The sequence below is a fragment of the Granulicella aggregans genome, from assembly GCF_025685565.1.
Taxonomy (GTDB): domain Bacteria; phylum Acidobacteriota; class Terriglobia; order Terriglobales; family Acidobacteriaceae; genus Edaphobacter; species Edaphobacter aggregans_B.
Genome location: NZ_JAGSYE010000001.1, coordinates 1 through 18,899, shown reverse-complemented (window position 1 = coordinate 18,899; position 18,899 = coordinate 1). Strand labels below are relative to the sequence as shown.

11 protein-coding genes and 1 tRNA gene are annotated in these 18,899 nt (G+C 61.2%); 5 read left to right on the top strand and 7 right to left on the bottom strand.

Annotated features, from left to right (window positions below; genetic code table 11):
* The first annotated feature begins 144 nt into the window (after nt 1-144).
* The 3 genes from OHL18_RS00060 to OHL18_RS00050 are packed head-to-tail and all read left to right on the top strand — an operon-like array spanning nt 145 to nt 9,034.
* Nucleotides 145-5,592 (top strand): beta strand repeat-containing protein, encoded by a 5,448-nt coding sequence (locus OHL18_RS00060; RefSeq protein WP_263372792.1) that lies wholly within the window; start codon nt 145-147, stop codon nt 5,590-5,592.
* Nucleotides 5,589-8,429: a beta strand repeat-containing protein gene (locus OHL18_RS00055; RefSeq protein WP_263372791.1), complete on the top strand. Its 2,841-nt coding sequence runs from the start codon at nt 5,589-5,591 to the stop codon at nt 8,427-8,429. Before OHL18_RS00060 ends, OHL18_RS00055 begins: the two co-directional genes overlap by 4 nt.
* 20 nt (nt 8,430-8,449) lie before the next feature.
* Nucleotides 8,450-9,034: a hypothetical protein gene (locus tag OHL18_RS00050; protein WP_263372790.1), complete on the top strand. Its 585-nt coding sequence runs from the start codon at nt 8,450-8,452 to the stop codon at nt 9,032-9,034.
* A 9-nt stretch (nt 9,035-9,043) separates the two neighbouring features.
* Here the strand turns inward: OHL18_RS00050 and OHL18_RS00045 are convergent, their stop codons facing one another.
* Both OHL18_RS00045 and dinB read right to left on the bottom strand, forming a co-directional pair.
* Nucleotides 9,044-9,898 carry a fumarylacetoacetate hydrolase family protein gene (locus tag OHL18_RS00045; protein ID WP_263372789.1) on the bottom strand — a complete coding sequence of 285 codons (855 nt, stop codon included), beginning with the start codon at nt 9,896-9,898 and terminating at the stop codon, nt 9,044-9,046.
* A gap of 12 nt (nt 9,899-9,910) precedes the next feature.
* The gene (gene dinB, locus OHL18_RS00040; protein WP_263372788.1) at nt 9,911-11,080 is read right to left on the bottom strand and encodes a DNA polymerase IV; all 1,170 of its coding nucleotides are present in this window, start codon (nt 11,078-11,080) and stop codon (nt 9,911-9,913) included.
* Nucleotides 11,081-11,147: 67 nt separating this feature from the next.
* Here dinB and OHL18_RS00035 point away from each other — a divergent pair, with 67 nt between their 5' ends.
* Nucleotides 11,148-11,999, top strand: coding sequence for a PGN_0703 family putative restriction endonuclease (locus tag OHL18_RS00035; protein WP_263372787.1), 852 nt, complete (start codon nt 11,148-11,150; stop codon nt 11,997-11,999).
* Between the two features lie 4 nt (nt 12,000-12,003).
* Here OHL18_RS00035 and OHL18_RS00030 read toward each other — a convergent pair whose 3' ends face one another.
* From OHL18_RS00030 to OHL18_RS00010, 5 genes are read right to left on the bottom strand one after another with little or no spacing between them, the layout of a single operon-like run.
* Nucleotides 12,004-13,092, bottom strand: coding sequence for a glycoside hydrolase family 43 protein (locus tag OHL18_RS00030; RefSeq protein WP_263372786.1), 1,089 nt, complete (start codon nt 13,090-13,092; stop codon nt 12,004-12,006).
* Nucleotides 13,093-13,131: 39 nt separating this feature from the next.
* Entirely contained in the window at nt 13,132-15,222 is a 2,091-nt protein-coding gene (locus OHL18_RS00025; RefSeq protein ID WP_263372785.1) for an FUSC family protein, read from the bottom strand.
* A gap of 2 nt (nt 15,223-15,224) precedes the next feature.
* Nucleotides 15,225-16,445, bottom strand: a complete 1,221-nt coding sequence (locus OHL18_RS00020) for an efflux RND transporter periplasmic adaptor subunit (protein ID WP_263372784.1) — start codon at nt 16,443-16,445, stop codon at nt 15,225-15,227.
* An 8-nt stretch (nt 16,446-16,453) separates the two neighbouring features.
* Complete coding sequence (locus tag OHL18_RS00015; protein WP_263372783.1) at nt 16,454-16,732, bottom strand: YtcA family lipoprotein; 279 nt, start codon at nt 16,730-16,732, stop codon at nt 16,454-16,456.
* The gene (locus OHL18_RS00010; protein WP_263372782.1) at nt 16,729-18,063 is read right to left on the bottom strand and encodes a TolC family protein; all 1,335 of its coding nucleotides are present in this window, start codon (nt 18,061-18,063) and stop codon (nt 16,729-16,731) included. Before OHL18_RS00010 ends, OHL18_RS00015 begins: the two co-directional genes overlap by 4 nt.
* 613 nt (nt 18,064-18,676) lie before the next feature.
* Here OHL18_RS00010 and OHL18_RS00005 point away from each other — a divergent pair.
* Nucleotides 18,677-18,769, top strand: a tRNA-Ser gene (locus OHL18_RS00005).
* Nucleotides 18,770-18,899 lie beyond the last annotated feature (130 nt).

Sequence of the window (18,899 nt, the reverse complement as noted above, 5' to 3'; positions counted from 1 at the left end):
TCCTTCCCGCCCAATCTTTGGCTACATCCTTGCTCCCTTGCACGACGCACTGGGCCATCGAAAGCCGGACTCCGCTATCCGCGTCCGGTCTGCGCTCTTTTGTACGCTGCGGTTTCGCTGAGTTTCGGAGCTTTGAAGATTGGAATGCCAATGAGCTTGATCTTTCATCGTGAGGAAAGGCGCAGTGGTTTGAATTGGGCGCTGAGCGCGTTTCTGGTTCTTCTCGCAATCCTCACGCTTGCTCCGGCGGCATTCGCATCGACGACCTGTTCGGCAAACGTGACGATTGGCGGCATCGGCACCGGATATGCCCAGATCTTCGACGTGTTCCAAAGCGGCAATTGCGACAACGATGACTTCGGCTTGTTTCAGGGAACCAATGTGCCGATCTACTCGACTCCTGCCTTCGCCTCTACCCCGGCGACGGCCATCGGCTCTGCTGGCAATACGTACACGCTGCAGTGGAACTCCGCCTTCGGCACTTACGGGATCTATCTGATGAATCAAGTCGCCTCCGGCCCGGAGGTGCTGACCTTCAGCTACTACTTCGATAACGGCAGCGGCGCTCCCCCTGGCTCCACGACCAATGGCATCTTCACCGTCATCCTCAGCATTCCGCCGCATCAGGCACCGGGCGCACCGACGATTGGAACCGCCACCGCCGGCAATGCTCAGGCCTCGGTCGCGTTTACCGCTCCGGCGTCGAACGGCGGCTCGGCGATCACGGGGTACACCGTCACCTCCTCTCCGGGCGGCTTCACTGGCACGGGCACGGCATCTCCCATTACCGTCACCGGGTTGACTAACGGCACGGCCTACACCTTCACGGTTACCGCGACCAATGCGATCGGCACCAGCACGGCCTCGGCAGCGTCGAACTCGGTCACGCCAGCGACAGTTCCGGGCGCGCCGACGATCGGGACCGCGACGCGCGGCAATGCCCAGGCCTCGGTCACGTTTACTGCGCCAGCTTCAAACGGTGGCTCGGCGATCACGGGCTACACCGTCACTTCTTCCCCAGGGGGTCTGACCGGGACCGGAACTGCCTCTCCGATCACTGTCTCCGGACTTGCAAACGGGACGGCGTACACCTTCACCGTCACCGCGACCAATTCGGCGGGCACAAGCACAGCCTCCGCTGCATCGAACTCGGTCACTCCGGCCACGGTTCCCGGAGCGCCGACGATTGGCACGGCAACTCCGGGCAACGCTCAGGCATCGGTTGCGTTTACTGCACCGGCGTCGAACGGCGGCTCGGCGATTACCAGCTATACGGTCATCTCGTCTCCGGGTGGATTCACGGGAACGGGCGTTAGCTCGCCGATCGTCGTTACCGGACTTACGAACGGGACAGCTTATACCTTCACCGTAACGGCCACGAATGCGCTTGGCACCAGTGCGTCTTCGTCCGCTTCCAACTCGGTGACCGCGGCCTCGGTTCCGGGAGCGCCGACGATTGGTACGGCCACGCGGGGCAACGGGCAGGCTTCGGTCGCCTTCACCGCTCCGGCATCGAACGGCGGATCGGCGATCACCAGCTACACGGCGACCTCCTCGCCCGGTGGACTGACCGGGACAGGAGCTTCGTCTCCGATCGTTGTCACCGGACTCACCAACGGCACGGCTTACACCTTCACGGTGACGGCAACGAATACTACGGGCACCGGCGCAGCTTCCGCCGCCTCGAACTCCGTCACCCCAGCTACGGTTCCCGGAGCGGCCACCATCGGAACTGCCACTGCGGGCAACGCGCAGGCGAGTGTCACCTTTACGGCTCCCGCGTCGAATGGCGGCTCGGCGATCACGAGCTACACCGTCACCTCCACTCCCGGCGGTCTTACCGGGACCGGGGCTTCATCCCCCATTGTCGTTACCGGGTTGACCAACGGGACGGCGTACACCTTCAAGGTGACGGCTACCAATGCTGTTGGAACAGGAACCGCGTCGGCGGCGTCGAACTCCGTCACTCCGGCCACGGTTCCGGGCACACCCACGGTTGGGGCAGCGACTGGAGGCAACGGGCAGGCCTCGGTCGCCTTCACCGCTCCAGCGTCGAATGGCGGGTCGGCGATTACCAGCTACACCGTGACTTCATCTCCTGGCGGGTTTACTGGGACCGGAGCGTCCTCTCCCATCGTTGTCTCGGGACTTACGAACGGAACTGCCTATACCTTTACCGTCACCGCAACCAATGCGGTCGGCACGGGCGCGGCGTCCGCTCCATCGAACTCGGTCACCGCCGCTACGGTTCCGGGCGCGCCCACCATCGGGACAGCCACGGTCGGCAACGGACAGGTCTCCGTTGCCTTCACTCCACCAGCGTCGAACGGTGGCTCCGCGATCACCAGCTACACGGTGACCTCCTCTCCGGGTGGCATCACCGCGACGGGCACGTCGTCTCCGATCATCGTCACGGGGCTTACGAATGGGACGGCCTATACCTTCTCGGCCACTGCGACAAATGCCGCGGGCACGGGGCCTGGGTCTGCTCCGTCGAACTCTGTGACCGCGGCGAGCGCTCCCGGCACGCCCACCATCGGTGCAGCCACGGTCGGCAACGGTCAGGTCTCGGTCGCCTTCACTCCGCCAGCGTCAAATGGCGGGTCGGCGATTACCAGCTATACCGTGACTTCTTCGCCCGGCGGCATTACCGCGACGGGCACCTCTTCCCCGATCGTGGTGACCGGTCTGACCAGCGGCACGATGTACACCTTCTCCGTCACCGCGACCAACGCGGTTGGCACCAGTGCGGCTTCTGCCGCTTCGAACTCGGTGACCGCTGCTACGGTTCCCGGCACGCCGACGGTGGGGACGGCCACTCCGGGCAACGGACAGGCTTCGGTGGCGTTCACCCCTCCTGCGTCGAATGGCGGTTCAGCGATCACCAACTACACTGTCACCTCATCCCCCGGAGGATTCACAGGAACGGGCGCATCGTCCCCTATCGTCGTGATGGGTCTTACCAATGGCACGGCGTACACCTTCACGGTGACAGCGTCCAATGCAGTCGGAACGGGACCGGCATCCGCCGCGTCGAACTCAGTGACCGTGGCCACGGTTCCGGGTGCGCCCACAGTGGGGACGGCCACTGGAGGCAACGGGCAAGCATCGGTCACCTTCACTCCGCCAGCATCAAACGGCGGCTCTGCGATCACTGGCTACACTGTGACCTCGTCTCCGGGAGGGCTGACTGGTACAGGAACCTCCTCGCCGATAACGGTGATGGGTCTCACCAACGGAACTGCCTATACCTTCACGGTCACCGCATCCAACGCTGCTGGAACGAGCGCGGCGTCGGCTGCTTCGAACTCCGTCACCGCAGCGACGGTTCCGGGCGCGCCAACGGTTGGCACGGCTACTGGAGGCAACGGACAGGCGTCGGTAGCGTTCACTCCCCCAGCATCGAACGGCGGGTCGGCGATCACCGGCTACACCGTGACGTCGTCTCCGGGCGGGCTTACTGGTACTGGCACGTCGTCTCCAATCGTTGTGATGGGTCTCACGAATGGAACCGCCTACACGTTTACCGTTACGGCGACCAACGCTGTCGGCACCGGCGCGGCTTCGTCACCGTCGAACTCGGTCACAGCCGCAACCGTCCCCGGCACGCCCACAGTCGGGATGGCAACCGGAGGCAACGGGCAGGCCTCGGTCACCTTCACACCTCCGGCGTCGAACGGTGGGTCGCCGATCACCAGCTACACGGTCACCTCATCTCCGGGTGGCTTCACCGGCACTGGGACTTCGTCGCCCATCGTTGTTGCAGGTCTCACCAACGGGACGGCCTATACCTTCACCGTGACGGCGACCAACGCCGCTGGCACCAGCCCAGCTTCTGCTGCTTCGAACTCGGTGACCGCTGCGACGGTTCCCGGCACACCGACGGTGGGCACAGCAACCGCGGGTAACGGGCAGGCCTCGGTCAGCTTTACGCCGCCTGCGTCGAATGGCGGATCGCCGATCACCAGCTACACGGTGACCTCGTCACCCGGCGGCCTGACCGGGACAGGAAGCTCCTCTCCCATCGTCGTATCTGGCCTTACGAACGGGACAGCCTACACCTTTACCGTGACTGCCACCAATGCCGCCGGTACCGGTGCGGCTTCCGCACCTTCGAACTCAGTGACCGCGGCTGCAACCGCAGGCCCGCCGGTGATTGGCACAGCCACGGGCGGCAACGCGCAGGCGACCGTGACCTTCACCGCTCCCGCATCGACGGGAGGCTCGCCGATTACGAGCTATACCGTGACCTCGTCACCGGGCGGCATCACAGCGACTGGCCCGGCGTCTCCAATCACGGTGACGGGACTTAGCAACGGGACTGCGTACACCTTCACCGTCACCGCGACCAACAGCGCAGGAACCAGCCTGCCCTCGGCGGCGTCGAACGCCGTCACTCCCGCAACCGTTCCCGGTACCCCCACGGTAGGCCAGGCAGTCGCCGGTGACGGACAGGCCTCGGTCGCGTTCACCCCGCCAGCGTCGGACGGCGGATCTCCGATTACGAGCTATACGGTGATCTCGTCGCCCGGTGGGCTTGCGGGAACGGGCAGTGCCTCTCCGATCACGGTGACGGGGCTGACCAATGGCACCTCCTACACCTTCTCCGTCAAGGCAACCAATAGCGCGGGTACAGGCTCGGCTTCGGCTCCGTCGAATGCGATCACGCCCGTGAGCGCCCAGACCATCACCTTTGCCAACCCCGGCCCACAGAGCTTTGGCGGACAAAGCACTCTCAGCGCAACTTCGACCTCAGGTCTTGCCGTCACCTTTACCTCGACCACGCCAGCGGTTTGCACGATCACCTCTTCGGGATCGCTGACCTCCGTCACCGTCGGCACCTGCACCATTCACGCCGACCAAGCGGGCAACGCTACCTTTGCGCCTGCCCCGACGGTCTCGCGGTCTTTCTCAATCGTCGCTGCCGTCCCCGGCCCTGCGACAGCCATCAAAGCGACACCCGGAGACACCCAGGCCACCGTCAGTTTCACCGCCCCTTCCTTCACCGGCGGCGCATCCATCACCGGATATACGGTGACCTCGTCACCTGGTGGCTTCACCGCGACCGGAACCGCACCTCCGATCACGGTCACAGGTTTGACCAATGGCACCTCGTACAGCTTCACGGTTACAGCCACCAACAGTGCCGGAACCGGCCCGGCTTCGGTGCCTTCTAACTCGGTGACTGCGGAGCCCCCTCCCACTGGACAGAACACCACCGCGACCGCCTCTGCTTCCCTTCCATCCTCCATGCACGTCACCGCCAATGCGACCAGCGGGCCCTTTACCGGGATTACCATCGTCACTCCGCCTCCTAGTGGCCGCGCGGTGGTCAAGGGGCTGGACATCCTCTACATCCCCGATCCGAACATTACGTCGACCCAGATCGTCACCTTTACCTACACCATCACCAACGCCTCCGGCACCTCGGCTCCGATCACAGTCCAGGTCACGGTTACGCCATCGACGCAAAAGGTGTCGGAACTTGAACGTCCGCCGCTCTGGAATCGAGATTGGGAACCCGATCCGAACCCGGATATTGAGGCCCTTCTATTCGACGGGGCCAAGACCTGGGCAGGAGGTGCGGAATGATGTCCTTCACTCGCAGAAAGCTTCTTGTCGCCGCACTTGTTCTTGCCGTTGGTGGAGATGCGGCCAGCCTTTGGGCGACTTCGCCTCTCACCACCAGCACTACCTTGACGATCTCCAGCAACTCTGTGACGACGGGAACGGCGGTGGTTCTGACCGCTACCGTGACTGCTTCGGGAGCCCCGGTCGCTGCTGGGCTCGTGACCTTCTGTGACGCCACCGCCATCTACTGCGAGGGCCCGGCGGTGCTTGGCTCTGCGCAGATCTCGACTGGCGGCGCGGCTGTGCTCAAACACATCTTTGGCCCTGGCGATCACTCGGTGAATGCCATCTTCGCCGGCACGCACGCGGCATTTGCAAGCGCGTCCTCAACCGCTTCTATCAGCGTCAGCGGCACGGCAGCTTCGAACACGGTTGCCGCCAGCAGCGGAAGTGCCGCCAACTACTCTCTGACCGCCACGGTTGGTTATCACGGGCTCGCCACTCCGGCCGGCAGCGAGATGGTGAGCTTCATCGACACCAGCAACAAAAATCTTCTGCTGGGCTCGGCAGATATATCGATAGCTGCTGCGCCCCTGTACGACTTCATAACCATCCCTACCTCGCCGGTCACGGTTGGCGCGATCCCTGCCGCTGTGATCTCGGGAGACTTCAACAACGACGGCATCCCTGACTTCGCCACTGCGAATCTTCAGGACAACACGATAAGCGTCTTTTTTGGCGACGGAACGGGAGCTTTTACCCAGGCAGCAGGATCGCCCTTTGCGGTTGGGGCTGGACCGACAGCGCTCGCGGTTGCCGATCTCAATGCCGATGGCCACCTCGACATCCTCTCGGCGAATGCGGTGGCCGGTAGCATCTCCATCCTCTTCGGAAACGCCAGTGGCGGATTCAGCGCCGGCCCGAACGTGACCGTTGGCAGCGGCCCGCAGTCGATCGTCGCAGGCGACTTCAACGGCGACGGTCTGCCCGATATCGCAGTTGCAAACGTGTACGACTCCACGATCACGGTTCTGATCAACGATGGCAGCGGCGGTTTTGCCTCCAACCCGTCCACAACCTACGCCGTGGGACAAAATCCATCGTGGATCGGGGCAGCTGACTTCAACAGCGATGGCTTCCTCGATCTTGCCGTAGTCAATACGACCTCGAACAACGTCACCATCCTTAAGGGAGATGGCGTTGGAGGATTCACGCCCCTGCCGGGCTCGCCCTTCGCAACCCTGTCCTACCCGGTGTCGGCGACTGTGGGCGACTTCAACGCGGACGGCAAGGCAGACCTAGCCGTAGTCAGCGCGACCGGCAACACGCTCTCGATCCTGCTGAACACAGGCACACGTCTGGCCGCGTCCGGCTCGCCTTACAGCACGGGCGATAGTCCCAGCGCCATCGCCGTAAGCGACTTCAACGGCGACGGTAAACAGGACCTCATCGTCACGAACGGCAACGCGAATACGGCGACGGTCTTGTTCGGTGACGGCACCGGCGCATTTTCAAATGGCACGAACTCCGTCGTCGCAAACCTCGACTCCCCGGCGTCAGTAACTACGGCGGACTTCGACGGCGACGGGACCCAGGATCTTGCAATCACGAACGTGGGCGGCGGTTCGACCAGCATCCGTCCGCTCCAGATCACGCGGTCGGCCACTGCGACCCTGGCATCGGTTGTGGTTCCGGGTGCGGCGATAGCCCATGCGATCTCCGCGACCTACGCTGGCGATACTCTCTATGCGGCGAGCACCTCCTCCCCCATCTCCCTTACCGGAACGCCCATTGCGACAACCGACACACTCACGATCTCTCCGACTTCATCGGTCGAGTACGGACAGGTGGTGCAGTTGACGACGGCGATTGCACCTCCCTCGGCCTCGAACTACACGGCGACCGGCACGGTGAAGTTCTTCGATGGCAGCACGGTCCTCGGTCAGTCGAATCTGTCGAACGGACAGGCGCTTCTCAGCGTGAACTCGTTCTCGGTAGCTCAGCACAGTCTCTCGGCGGCCTATGCCGGTGATGCAAACTTTGTCGCCAGCAACAGCTCATCCTCTGTGCTTACGGTGAACAAGGCGATCATCAAGATCACACTGACAGGTACGCCTGGGTCTGGTGCCGCCTTTACCTTCACCGCGAACGTGACGTCGTTCACGAGTGGAGTTCCGACCGGAACCGTTGGCTTTTACGATGGCAATACTCTCATCGGCTCATCCCCGCTCGTCGCCGGAGTGGCGACCTATACGGTTACCTCGCTCGCAGCCGGTGTTCACTCTGTCACCGCGACCTACAGCGGTGACAGTGATTATGTTGGAGGCACATCGGCCGCGCTTGCTGCCTCCACGGGTGACTTCACGTTTGCGGCAGTCCAGCCGGCAATGACTGTGCTCCCTGGCAAGAGCGTTGCCTACCAGTTGACTGCCACGCCGAACACCAGCTTCCCAAACCCCATCACGTTCTCCGTCACCGGACTCCCGGCCGGAGCAACAGCGACGTTCTCGCCAGCTACGCTGACTCCCGGAGATGCAGCCACTTCAACAACGATGACCGTGACCGTGGCTAAGGAAGTGGCGGGTCTTCACCGGTTGCCTTCCACCCTCGCCATGGCCCTTACTCTGTTTCTCCTGCCCTTTGCAACGCTGCGCCGCTTCAGAAGAGCCGCCAGCTCACTTTCGCGCGCTCTTTACATGACGGTGATCGTGCTTGCCGGCACTGGCGCTCTCATCGTCCTTACAGGCTGCGGCAGCACTGGGTATCTAGGCCAGGCCTCGCGCAACTACACGCTCACTGTCACTGCCGCCAGTGGAACGCTGACGCATACAACGTCGCTGCAGTTGAACGTTCAATGAAGAAAGGGTAACGGCAAACGATGCGCCAGCTCGCCATCAGTCTTCTAATCCTTCTCATTCCAGTTGCCTCGGCGCGGGCTCAAGCGACTGCGAAGGCGACGATGGGCCTCGATGCTGCGGTGCTCTACGATGCCAACCGCTCGAATACGCTGCCGGGCCACACCTTCTGGCTGCAGGGAGGAAGCGCGATGGTTGGCGTCTCGTTGTGGAAGGGATTCGGAGTTGCCGGAGACTTTGCTGGTTCACAGAGTGCGAAGATCAGCTCCACCGGCGTCAGCCTTGAACTATTGACTTTCACCGCCGGACCACAATACAAGTGGATCGCGCCGTCGCGTGCGGACTACTACAACTCCTCACTCTTCGGGCATGTGCTCTTTGGCGAAGCCCATGCCTCAAACAGCGTCTTCGCTGGAGCTACTGGACCTTCATCCTCAGCGAGTTCACTTTGCGTCAAGGTTGGCGGTGGCGTGGACCTCGATCTCACGCCACGCATCTCTCTTCGCGTCATTCAAGCCGACTGGGTTCGCACTCAGTTTCCGAATGGAACGTCGGACGTGCAAAACAATATCCAGCTTGGGGCCGGCGTCGTTATCCACATTCGGTGATGCAGGTCGTCAGAGGTTCGGCGAGTAGGCGACGACATTCTGCGTCTGCTTGCCCAGACCATCGATGCCGAGCCTCATCTTGTTGCCTGCCTTCAGATAGATGGGAGGCTTCTGGCCAAGCCCGACTCCTGGAGGCGTGCCCGTCGAGATGATGTCGCCCGGCTGCAAGCTCATGAACCGGCTCAGGTAGCTCACCAGATGGGCGACCCCGAAGACCATTGTCGCCGTCGTGCCATCCTGGAATCTGTGCCCGTCGACCTCGAGCCAAAGGTGCAGACTCCCCGGATCGGGGACTTCATCCGTGGTCACCAGCCACGGGCCGATCGGGCCGAAGGTGTCGGCGCTCTTGCCCTTTACCCATTGGCCGGTACCCTCAAGCTGAAAAGCACGCTCCGAGAGGTCGTTCACAACGCAATATCCCGCGACATATGAGAGTGCCTCGGCCTCATCGACATACTTTGCCTCTTTGCCAATCACCACTCCAAGCTCAACCTCCCAGTCGGTCTTCAGAGAGTCCCTCGGGATCATCACATCGTCATCGGGGCCAATGATCGACGAGGTCGCTTTCATGAAGACCACCGGCTCCTTGGGTACCGCCATTCCCGATTCCGCTGCATGATCGGAGTAGTTAAGGCCGATGCAGATGAACTTGCCCACCGCACCCACGCATGGGCCTACGCGATAAGGGCCATCGACCACCGGCAGTGTCGACGCATCCAGTTCCAGCAGCTTCTTCAGCGAGTCCGGCGAAAGCACCGCTCCCGCGATGTCCGGCACCACTCCGGAGAGGTCGCGCAGCTTGCCCGCTTCATCCAGCATCCCCGGTCGTTCGAATCCTTTGTTCCCGTACCTCAGTAGCTTCATCCGTATCTCCTCTTACTTTCTAGCAGATTGAAGGCTATCGAGGATGTCTGATGGCAGTGCAGATTGATCTTCAGAAGAGGAGGCAATCAAAGCCTGATCGCCTTCGTCATTACTGAAGAGCGGCGTTTCGATGACCTGTTCAACCTGGAAGTTGCTCAACCCCACGCCCACGAGGCGGAAGAGCTGATTGGGGCCAAGGTCGACGCGTTCGGCAAGCGAGACGGCCACATTGGCGAACTCCTCGAGCGACGCTGGCATGGTGGGTGGAGTCAGGCTGCGCGTCAGGGTGTTGAACTCCTTCGTCTTCAGCTTCAAGACAACTGTCCTCGCCATCCGTGCGTTCTGACGCGAAGCCACCCATACCTTCTCCGCCAGCTTACGCAGGAGCGGCTCGGTCTCCGGGAGCGGGATGTCTACCGGAAACGTGTCTTCCGCGGAGATCGATTTGCTCGCGCGGTTCGCGATGACGGGGTTGTGATCGATGCCGCGCGCGAGCTCATACAGCCGCCGGCCATAGCGGCCAAAGTAGCCTTCCAGCATGACCATCTCCATCGCGCAAAGGTCGCCAACGGTTGCGATGCCAACGGCCTTCATGCGGGCTTCCGTGACCTGCCCAACTCCAGGAATTCGGCCCACGGGAAGCGGAACAAGGAAGCTCTCGACCTCATGGGGCTGAATCACGAAGAGGCCATCCGGCTTCCTCCAGTCGGAGGCAATCTTGGCAAGAAACTTGTTGGGCGCGACCCCGGCAGAGGCAGTCAGGTTCAGCTCCTCGCGAATCTCCTGCCGGATCCTTTTAGCAACCCGGGTTGCGGTTGCAAGCCCAAGCTTGTTCTCCGTCACATCGAGGTAAGCTTCGTCGAGCGACAAAGGCTCAATCAGATCGGTGTGGCGCTCGAAGATCTGCCGCACCGCCTTTGATACCGCCTTGTAGCGGACGAAGTCAGGCGGGATGAAGACGGCTTCTGGACAGAGCCTCTCGGCCCGCACTGCCGGCATCGCGGACCGCACGCCGAACTTACGCGCTTCATACGAAGCCGCGCACACCACTGACCGAGAACCACGCCATGCGACCACGACCGGACGACCTCGAAGCTCGGGATTGTCGCGTTGTTCGACCGACGCGTAGAAGGCGTCCATATCGACGTGAACGATCTTGCGAGGTGGCGGCGGCTCGATCATAGACTCTCGATCTGACTCTTGATCAACCCAAATCGAATTCGCCAAATCTTCGCCTATTATAGGAGCTATGTTGTGCGCCGATCAAACTGAAATCGTGATTCCCGCCGGGCTAAGTCTGCGGAGTGAACTGAGCCTTCGCAGCCTGCGGCTTGCCGTCCTGAGCGGCCATCTGCACGAGCGGACGGATGGGCAGGTTCCCAGCATCCTCTTCGGGCAGGATGAGCACGGACGGCATGGAAACTTTCACCCGGATGCTTACGCCGCAATCCTTCAGCGCGCGGATTGGGCGAAGCGCCTGGAGAAGGTCCATACCGCTTCGAAACGAATGAAGCCGCGTTCCAACTGGCAATGGAAGGAGCTGGATTGTTCGAACAGCTCCGATGCGCTCTTGATGAACATCTTTTGCCATCCGGGAACCATGGCGAGCAGAAGTTTGCGAACTTTATTGAATGTGGAGGGTAGTGATGAGCCAGAGTTTGGGTTCAAGCCTCGAGTTCCTTTGCAGCGAGCAAAGAGCGATGCGACAGAGGTGGACCTGAGCCTTGGCGACCTTCTGATCGAGGCCAAGCTAACGGAGTCGGACTTTCAATGGGCAGCGCCTAAGCTTGTCTCTCGCTATCGCGACCTTGAGACGGTCTTCGACGTGTCGGAGCTTCCCATGCGAGACGGCAGACACGCCGGCTATCAGCTGATCCGGGGTACGCTTGCCGCCTACGCTCTCGGCTGCTCATTCTGTGTACTCTGCGATGCTCGACGACCTGACCTGATAGAGACGTGGTTTAAGGTGATGCGGGCAGTGATCTACACGGAACTTCGGTGCCGGCTCAAACTACTCACCTGGCAGGAACTCGCGTTCTATCTCCCACAAGACCTGCGAGAGTTTCTAGCCGCGAAGTACGGCATCTTTCCGGTACCTTGAGTCGTTATGGAGCATCTAGATCTGTTCGCTCTCGCACGATCTCCAGATGATCTCCGGCATCCTGCATGTCGTAGACTTTTCCTCTCGCGTTCTTGAAGGGCCGATGCAGGATCATCATCAGCTGCCCATCGAAGGCGTGGAAGAGCATCCCGTGTCCGCTGTCCTCGTAGACTAATGGGGCCAGTTGCTCCCACGGCCCGTTGATCGCTCCCGTCTTCGATCGCGCGATCGTCTGAATGTACTTGCTATCGTTCGAATAGCTTGACCACAACATCAGTAGGTGGCCGTCATGCGTGCGGAAGAGTTCAGGGCCATCCGTGACGTACTGGCTGGACTCTGTTGATGGGACAACGTCCTTGTCCAGCCACGGTGCGTCAGACGCCTTGAAGAGAAAGATGGGCGGTGCTGCGCTCTTCGCAAGGTCGTCCGTTAGCTGTACGGCTTCGATGGTGCCATCCGTCTTTTGCAGCCATTCATGGGCGTACACGAGCCACGGCTTTCCAACGGGATCGACATAGAGGGTTCCGTCCAGCGTCATGAAGTCCGAGGGTGGCAGGGGCGCGTCCGGGTTCACAGGATGGAAAGGTCCGAGCGGGCTGTCGCTCACTGCGCTGATCGTCCCGCGACGGTAGGCTGGGCGCACGGCGTTGCGACCGGGCGGCAGAGGTTTGGAGTCATCGAAGACCGTCGTGAAGAGATAGTACTTACCCTTCCAGCGATGCACTTCTGGAGCCCATGCTCCGCTCTGCGCCCACCTCATCTCGGAGGTGCGAAAGACCAAGACGGGAGGCTCCCAGTGCTTGAGGTCGACGCTCCGGTACACCATGGTTCCAGCTACGCTCACGCCGGAGAGCTTAGGGACATTGGAGGTGTAGAGGTAGTAGGTCTTGTCCGCTTCGTTTGCGAGCATCCACGGATCGTGCAAAGGCATGTTGGGCAGCGTTAATAACGCGGTCGATCCTTGCTGTCCTCTTGCAATGATGATGTTGGCCAGCATGGCCAGCAACAGGCAAAGGAAGGCTCGGCCCGATACGAGTCCTGCTTCGGTCGTCTTCCGGCTGTTCACATCATTCTGCCAACGCAACTTTGCCACCTCGGTCATCCCCGTCCACGCAGGATAGCTGATCGCCGGCTAATTCAGTGCGGCCACGAACTTCTCCAACTCCGCGTGGCGCGCGACCAGGTGTTGCGTATATTCGCCGAGATCCGGGTCCGTCAGGAGTATGGGATCCGTAGTCAGGGGCGAAGTCTCCGGGGCGACCGGACAATGCTGCGCGACCAGATCCGCCATGACGATCATGCGTGCGGCAAGATGGTCCCGCAACTCTCGGCGACCCGGTTCGACGGGCACCTCTTCCTCTTCGAGGCTGTGAAGCATGGCGATCTCGTTCCAGAAAAGAGCCGCTGCGGTAAGGGTGGCGCGAAGGATGGCGTCGCCCTCCTGGATGTGGCGTTCACGGTCCGGGCTGAAGTCGTAAGGCACCGCTGTGTTGCTGCTTCGCAGTCCAGCCACGGTCTTGCCGAGCCTGTCTCGAAGGATGTCCGCACCGCGAAGAATCTCTTCCTTGTTTTTCCCTGAGTCGAGCAGGGTCAGGATCTCCGATCCAAGCCGAAGCACAGAGGCGAAGCCGCGGCGCATCACCGTGATCGTACGTACCGGCCAAAGCTGGTCGAAGACCAGCCACATCGCCGCGAGAGCGATCAGGATGCCCGCGAGGCGGTCGCGCGCAGGAGCAAGCTCGGTTGGCGCGCTTAGTCCTTCATAGGCCACAACGTAAAAAGAGAAGGCAATCTGAAGGCCGATATAGTTGAACTTCGGGCCAGCGGCAACCCACGCTGAGAGGAACGCGACGACTGCCTCCAACACGACGAGGGAGGTAATCGAATCCATATGCGGGAAGAGGAAGACCGTTGCTCCGATTCCGAGAAAGAAGCCGCCGATGATGGCGCCCAGCAGACGGAAGACCAGCTTCTGCTTGATGGCACCGGTGCTGCTGAGTCCCGTCACCAGCACCGTGGTCACCGAAGTTGCGATGCCCGGCCAGGCAACAGCGTGGTAGAAGATGTAGCAAAACGTGGCACAGAGACTGATCTTAAGGCCGAAGGCGATGTTCTCCACCTGGCTGAGGGCACCGGGGATGAAGAAGGGGACCTTGCGGCTAGGCAGGGTGACGAGCTCCCGGTTCTTGGTCGGGTTGATGTCGAGCGGCATGGTCAGGATGGCGTGCAGCGAACCTTCCACGCGATCGAGCAGGGAATAGCTTCCCTCCGGCCCCGGTCTCAACGCGCTGCTGGGCGTAGTCGGAACTCCGGGCAACAGACGTTTGCACTCATCCGCGATCAGTTTGCAGCGCAGTTGAACCTCTGGATCGATTGTGGCGGGATTCTGCAGGCCGAAGGCTGCTGCATTGTCCATGAGCTGCGCCAGCATCGTAATCCGCGGACGTATGGCGATCGGTAGAGTGCCTGTGTCAAGATCGCGCTCGACAATTGTGTTGTAGAGCGAGATCATTCCCGCCTGGCCAGCAATTGCTATTCGCGAGACCTTGGTCGCGGCTTCGAAGCGCTGTGCGGGCGGCGCATCTTCTGCGTAAAGCCGGAAGAGCGCTTCCAGCGCGACGTAGCGGATACGGCGCTGCTCCTGCAACGCTGCTGCGGGGTCCTTAACCCCGAAGATGTACTCGACGAAAATCGCGCTTCCCAGCGAGATGCAAAACGTGCCCAGGAGATAAAGTGAACTCTTCACCAGGTGGTCCGCAGGAGCATGCAGCTCCCACAGACTGATCACCGTGCAATAGATAAGCCCGAAGGTCGAGCCCAACGGTGGTGTGTTGGTCGTGACGACGAGCAGTCCCGATACGAACGTCACCACGGCTACGCTCAGCAGCCTGGCCACAGGATCGTTGTCCGTTAGGACCACCACGCCAAGCTCAGTCGCAATAGCGAAGAGCACGATCGCAAAGGAGAACATACCGCTGCGAAGCGAGACTGCAGGACTATCCCTGCCAATCAAGAAAATAAAGTACATGCCGATCGCGAGGAACGGCATCTGCAGCGCCTCCAGCAAGAGCAGCGCAATGATTGAGGCAAGGACGACGCGCATGGTGCTGCCAAGTCTTCCGGGCACGGGCTCAAGGTCCTGCAGCAGAGCGTGAACCCAAGCCCGTGGAAGGGAAGTAAGCTTGTTGGCCAGCGGAACCACGTCCGCAACAGCGGTCCCCATGGCTAGCGCACGACCGTCACAGCGGTCGCTCCGATGCGGAAGAGTTCGGGATCAGGATCGTTCACCCGGATACGTACTGGGAAGCGCGAAGAGAGATGCACCCAGTTCAGTGTGCGCTCGATGTTCGGCAGGCCTTGCGCCACCCCGCCATCTTCCGGGAAGACCCCATAGCCGACACTTTCAACCGTGCCATTGAAGCGGCGGTCGGGGTGCCCCATCAGGTAAAGGTCCGCATGCTGGCCGATATGGATGTTCTTCAGCTTCGACTCTCGATAGTTCGCGATCACGTACCAGGTGCGCGTATCGATCAGCGTAAACAACGGGGCTCCCGGCCGGGCGTAGGCACCGACCGAGATGTTCATGTTCGTGACGTAGGCATTGAACGGCGCCACGACGCGCGTTCGTTCGAGATCAAGGCGCGCGCTATCGACCTTTGCAGCTTTTGCGGGCCGCTGAGATACCAGCGTGTCAACGGTATCGATTGTGTGCAGAGCCTGGCCCAGCTTTGCCTCCTGCTCGATGGAGAGGGAAGACGCTTCGATCTTCTTGAGGCTTGCCTGTTGCTGCGATGCCTGAGCCTGCAGCAGTGCGGCCTGGGCCTCGTCGTAGTTGCCTTGGGCGACGCGGACGGCGGTGTTCGCCTGGTCGATCTGTTCGACCGTCACGTACTTCTTTTCGAGCAGCGGCTCTATACGGTGCAGGTTGTTGGTGACCAGCTTTAATTGCGCCCCTGCTGCCTCAACCGCTGCTCTCGCTCTTGTCACGGCCGCGGCAGCGACATCGATGCTGCTGCCGGCGGTCTGTATCCCGGTGCGAGAGTTGTAGACACCGGCTCGAGCAGCCTCGGCGGCGCTGGCCTGCGCGGCGATGTGACGCTTCGCGTCGATGATCTGCTGCTCCAGCGCATCCTGGTCGGAGAGGGCCTGCTGAAGGGCATACTCATAGGGGCGAGGATCGATGACGAAGAGCGTCTCGCCCTGTTTGACGAAGGCATTGTCCTTTACTGGGAGATCGACGAGCCGTCCGCTTACTTCAGGGGCGATTTCGATGAAGTTTGCCCTCACGCTGGCGTCGTCGGTTCGGGGATGAAGGTCGACTTGCAGCATCGCGACAATGAGGAGCAGAAGCGCGGATGCAACCACGGCAATACCGATGATGCGGCCTGTGGCGGAGTTGGGCTTAACCGCTGCGGGCGAACCTGAGGTCTGATCGATCGTGTCCATCGTGGCTCCTAGCGGAAGAAGATCAGCCACAAAAGGCTGGTAAGCAGAATGACGAGGCAGGGATAAAAGAGGACCAGAGGGCCCACTTCATTCTCCAGGTGGAAGCGAACCAGCGCGACCCGCGCGGCGAAGGTCAGCGGAATCGCAATCAAGATACAAAGCATCCAGACGGGAAAGAATGACCCAATCACGTCGATGCTGGGGGCATGATTGCAGCCGGCAAGAACCAGGCAAGCCGCGGAGGCCGCGATCGGTCTTGCAATCGATCTCAAGGAGAAGCGGGTCATTTCGCTGGTCCTTCCTGTGCGTGAAGTTTGGTTGCCGGAGGCAGACTCCGTAATAGATTGCCGGTGACGAATTCAAGGTCGACGGCTTCGAGGAACAACTGCGACCGAGCCGATACTCCCGAGAGGCGAGCCTGCGCGAGCTGACGTTCGGCCGTGACAACGTCGATCAGATTCTTCACTCCGTATTTGTAGGCTTCAAGCGAGGCATCGTACGACTCATTTGCAGCCTCAAGCAACGCCACGGCTGCCTGCTGCTTCCGCAACGCCGTGCGGAACGCGATGTACGCCGTCCAGACCTCCCGCGTCGCCTGGTCGCGCTTCTCCGTCAGCTCATCCTGGGCCTCGCGCTTCTTCGACTGCGCCGCCGCGAGCTCGTTGCGCCTGGCTCCGCCGTCGAAGACTCGCCATTCGACTCCCAGTATGGCTGCCCATGTAGGCTGGCTGGCTTGGCCTAGCGACCCGATATCCGGCGAGGGCCAGATGGACGTCTGGGCTCCGCTGCCCGAGAGCGTGATGCGGGGCCGGTACTCTCCCTTGGCTACGCGGATGCGGTCATCGGCGGCGCGGATCTCAGCAGCCTGTGCCGCGAGGTCTGGCCTGTCCTTAATGGCGCGATCGATCAGCTCTTCAATCGACACGGTCAGTTGCTCCGGTAACGGCGCGTTGGTCATGGCGTCGATGTTTACGTTTGGAGAAGGCTCCGCGCCCACCGCCTCTGCAAGCTGCACCCGGGCGATCTTCTCGTCGCCATCCGCCGACTCCATGTCGAAGACATCCTGCGAGGTCTCCGCCTTCGCATTCAAAACATCGGGCACCGTAGAACGGCCGTTTGCGAGCTGCGCCTCGGCAGCGTCCTGCGTCGTCTGACCCGTCTTCAGCGTCTCTCGCGTGGCCTGCAGGCGCTCCTGGGCGGTCAGCAGCCGGTAGTAGGCCGTCGCGACGCGAAAGGCGACCTCCTGGTTGGCCTGCACAAAGTTGGCACCCGAAGCGATCTTCTCCGCCAGTGCGCCGTCGACGCGGGCCTCCCTCGTTCCGAAGTCGTAGAGCAGGTATTGCAATTCCAGCTCGGGTTGCACGATCGGGATCTCGACCATGTTGTACCCGCGCGGCTCCAGCGCTTTCGGGAAGGGGCTGATAGTACGCTGATCGCCTCCGATCGCCTGGAAGACGATGACCGGCAGATACGCGCTCTTCGCGATTCCAAGCTCATTGGCCCGCTGCCTTGCGCGCTCCCACGCGATGCGTGTGCGCGGGTTGTTCTGTTCCGCGAGATCGATCAGTTCAGTCAAGGTGTAGGTGTGCGAGGCGTCGAGCTGCGCGACCGTTGCCACGGGCACATTTCTCGCGGCACAGTCGGCGGATGCGGCAGGAGATAGAGCGGTCCCCGCGCAACCGGTCTGTCCCGGTAGCCTTGTAGACAGGAGACTGGCGAGCCCGCCAAGAACGAGACAGAACCTCACCGCAACGCGTGGAATTGCAGCACATCGAGAACTACCTCTCCGCAGCTCGAAGATCGGCCACGGATGGCTTAAGCCGCGTCTGTTCTTAACCTTACGAGCCAGGTCATACCCCAATCGAAGTTGAATTCGCAGCACTCTTCACCTGCCGACTATAGCTCCGAGTGTATCTGCGTGCCCCCCAAATTTATTACGTCAGGGACGAGTTGCAAGACAAATTTCACCGTAGCGACCGACGAGCAAAGAGCCTGCCTTCAGTTCACGGGATCGATCAACTCCCCAGCCCTTACAACACCCTTTCAGGTGGCGATAAAGAGGTTGCCTGGGACATACGCGTCTGTACTGTCTCCGCCGGTCCTTCGTTTCTGCTTTCCACATCTGTGTCCAAGGCCCGGTTGCCCCGTAGAAAAAGGCAACGCGAAGTGGACACCGCCACGCTATAATCACGACAGCACAGCGTTGCGCCCGCAGCGCTGGTATCAAAGTCGGAGAGTTGGCCGAGTGGCTGAAGGCGGCGGTTTGCTAAACCGTTATAGGATCAAAAGTTCTATCGGGGGTTCGAATCCCCCACTCTCCGCCATAACTTCTAAGCCCCTTTAGAATGAGCACGAAATCAGTTTGTGACACTTCTTGTGACACTTTTCCACTGATTTCTTTTCCCGATAAAGCGATGTTTCCCTTCCACCTCGGTAACAGGCCTTGGAGGAATT

What these genes read in the sequence shown, in the direction of transcription:
- OHL18_RS00060 (WP_263372792.1), top strand. Translation starts at nt 145, where the DNA reads ATGCCAATGAGCTTGATCTTTCATCGTGAGGAAAGGCGCAGTGGTTTG.
- OHL18_RS00055 (WP_263372791.1), top strand. Translation starts at nt 5,589, where the DNA reads ATGATGTCCTTCACTCGCAGAAAGCTTCTTGTCGCCGCACTTGTTCTT.
- OHL18_RS00050 (WP_263372790.1), top strand. Translation starts at nt 8,450, where the DNA reads ATGCGCCAGCTCGCCATCAGTCTTCTAATCCTTCTCATTCCAGTTGCC.
- OHL18_RS00045 (WP_263372789.1), bottom strand. Translation starts at nt 9,898, where the DNA reads ATGAAGCTACTGAGGTACGGGAACAAAGGATTCGAACGACCGGGGATG.
- dinB (WP_263372788.1), bottom strand. Translation starts at nt 11,080, where the DNA reads ATGATCGAGCCGCCGCCACCTCGCAAGATCGTTCACGTCGATATGGAC.
- OHL18_RS00035 (WP_263372787.1), top strand. Translation starts at nt 11,148, where the DNA reads ATGTTGTGCGCCGATCAAACTGAAATCGTGATTCCCGCCGGGCTAAGT.
- OHL18_RS00025 (WP_263372785.1), bottom strand. Translation starts at nt 15,222, where the DNA reads ATGGGGACCGCTGTTGCGGACGTGGTTCCGCTGGCCAACAAGCTTACT.
- OHL18_RS00020 (WP_263372784.1), bottom strand. Translation starts at nt 16,445, where the DNA reads ATGGACACGATCGATCAGACCTCAGGTTCGCCCGCAGCGGTTAAGCCC.
- OHL18_RS00015 (WP_263372783.1), bottom strand. Translation starts at nt 16,732, where the DNA reads ATGACCCGCTTCTCCTTGAGATCGATTGCAAGACCGATCGCGGCCTCC.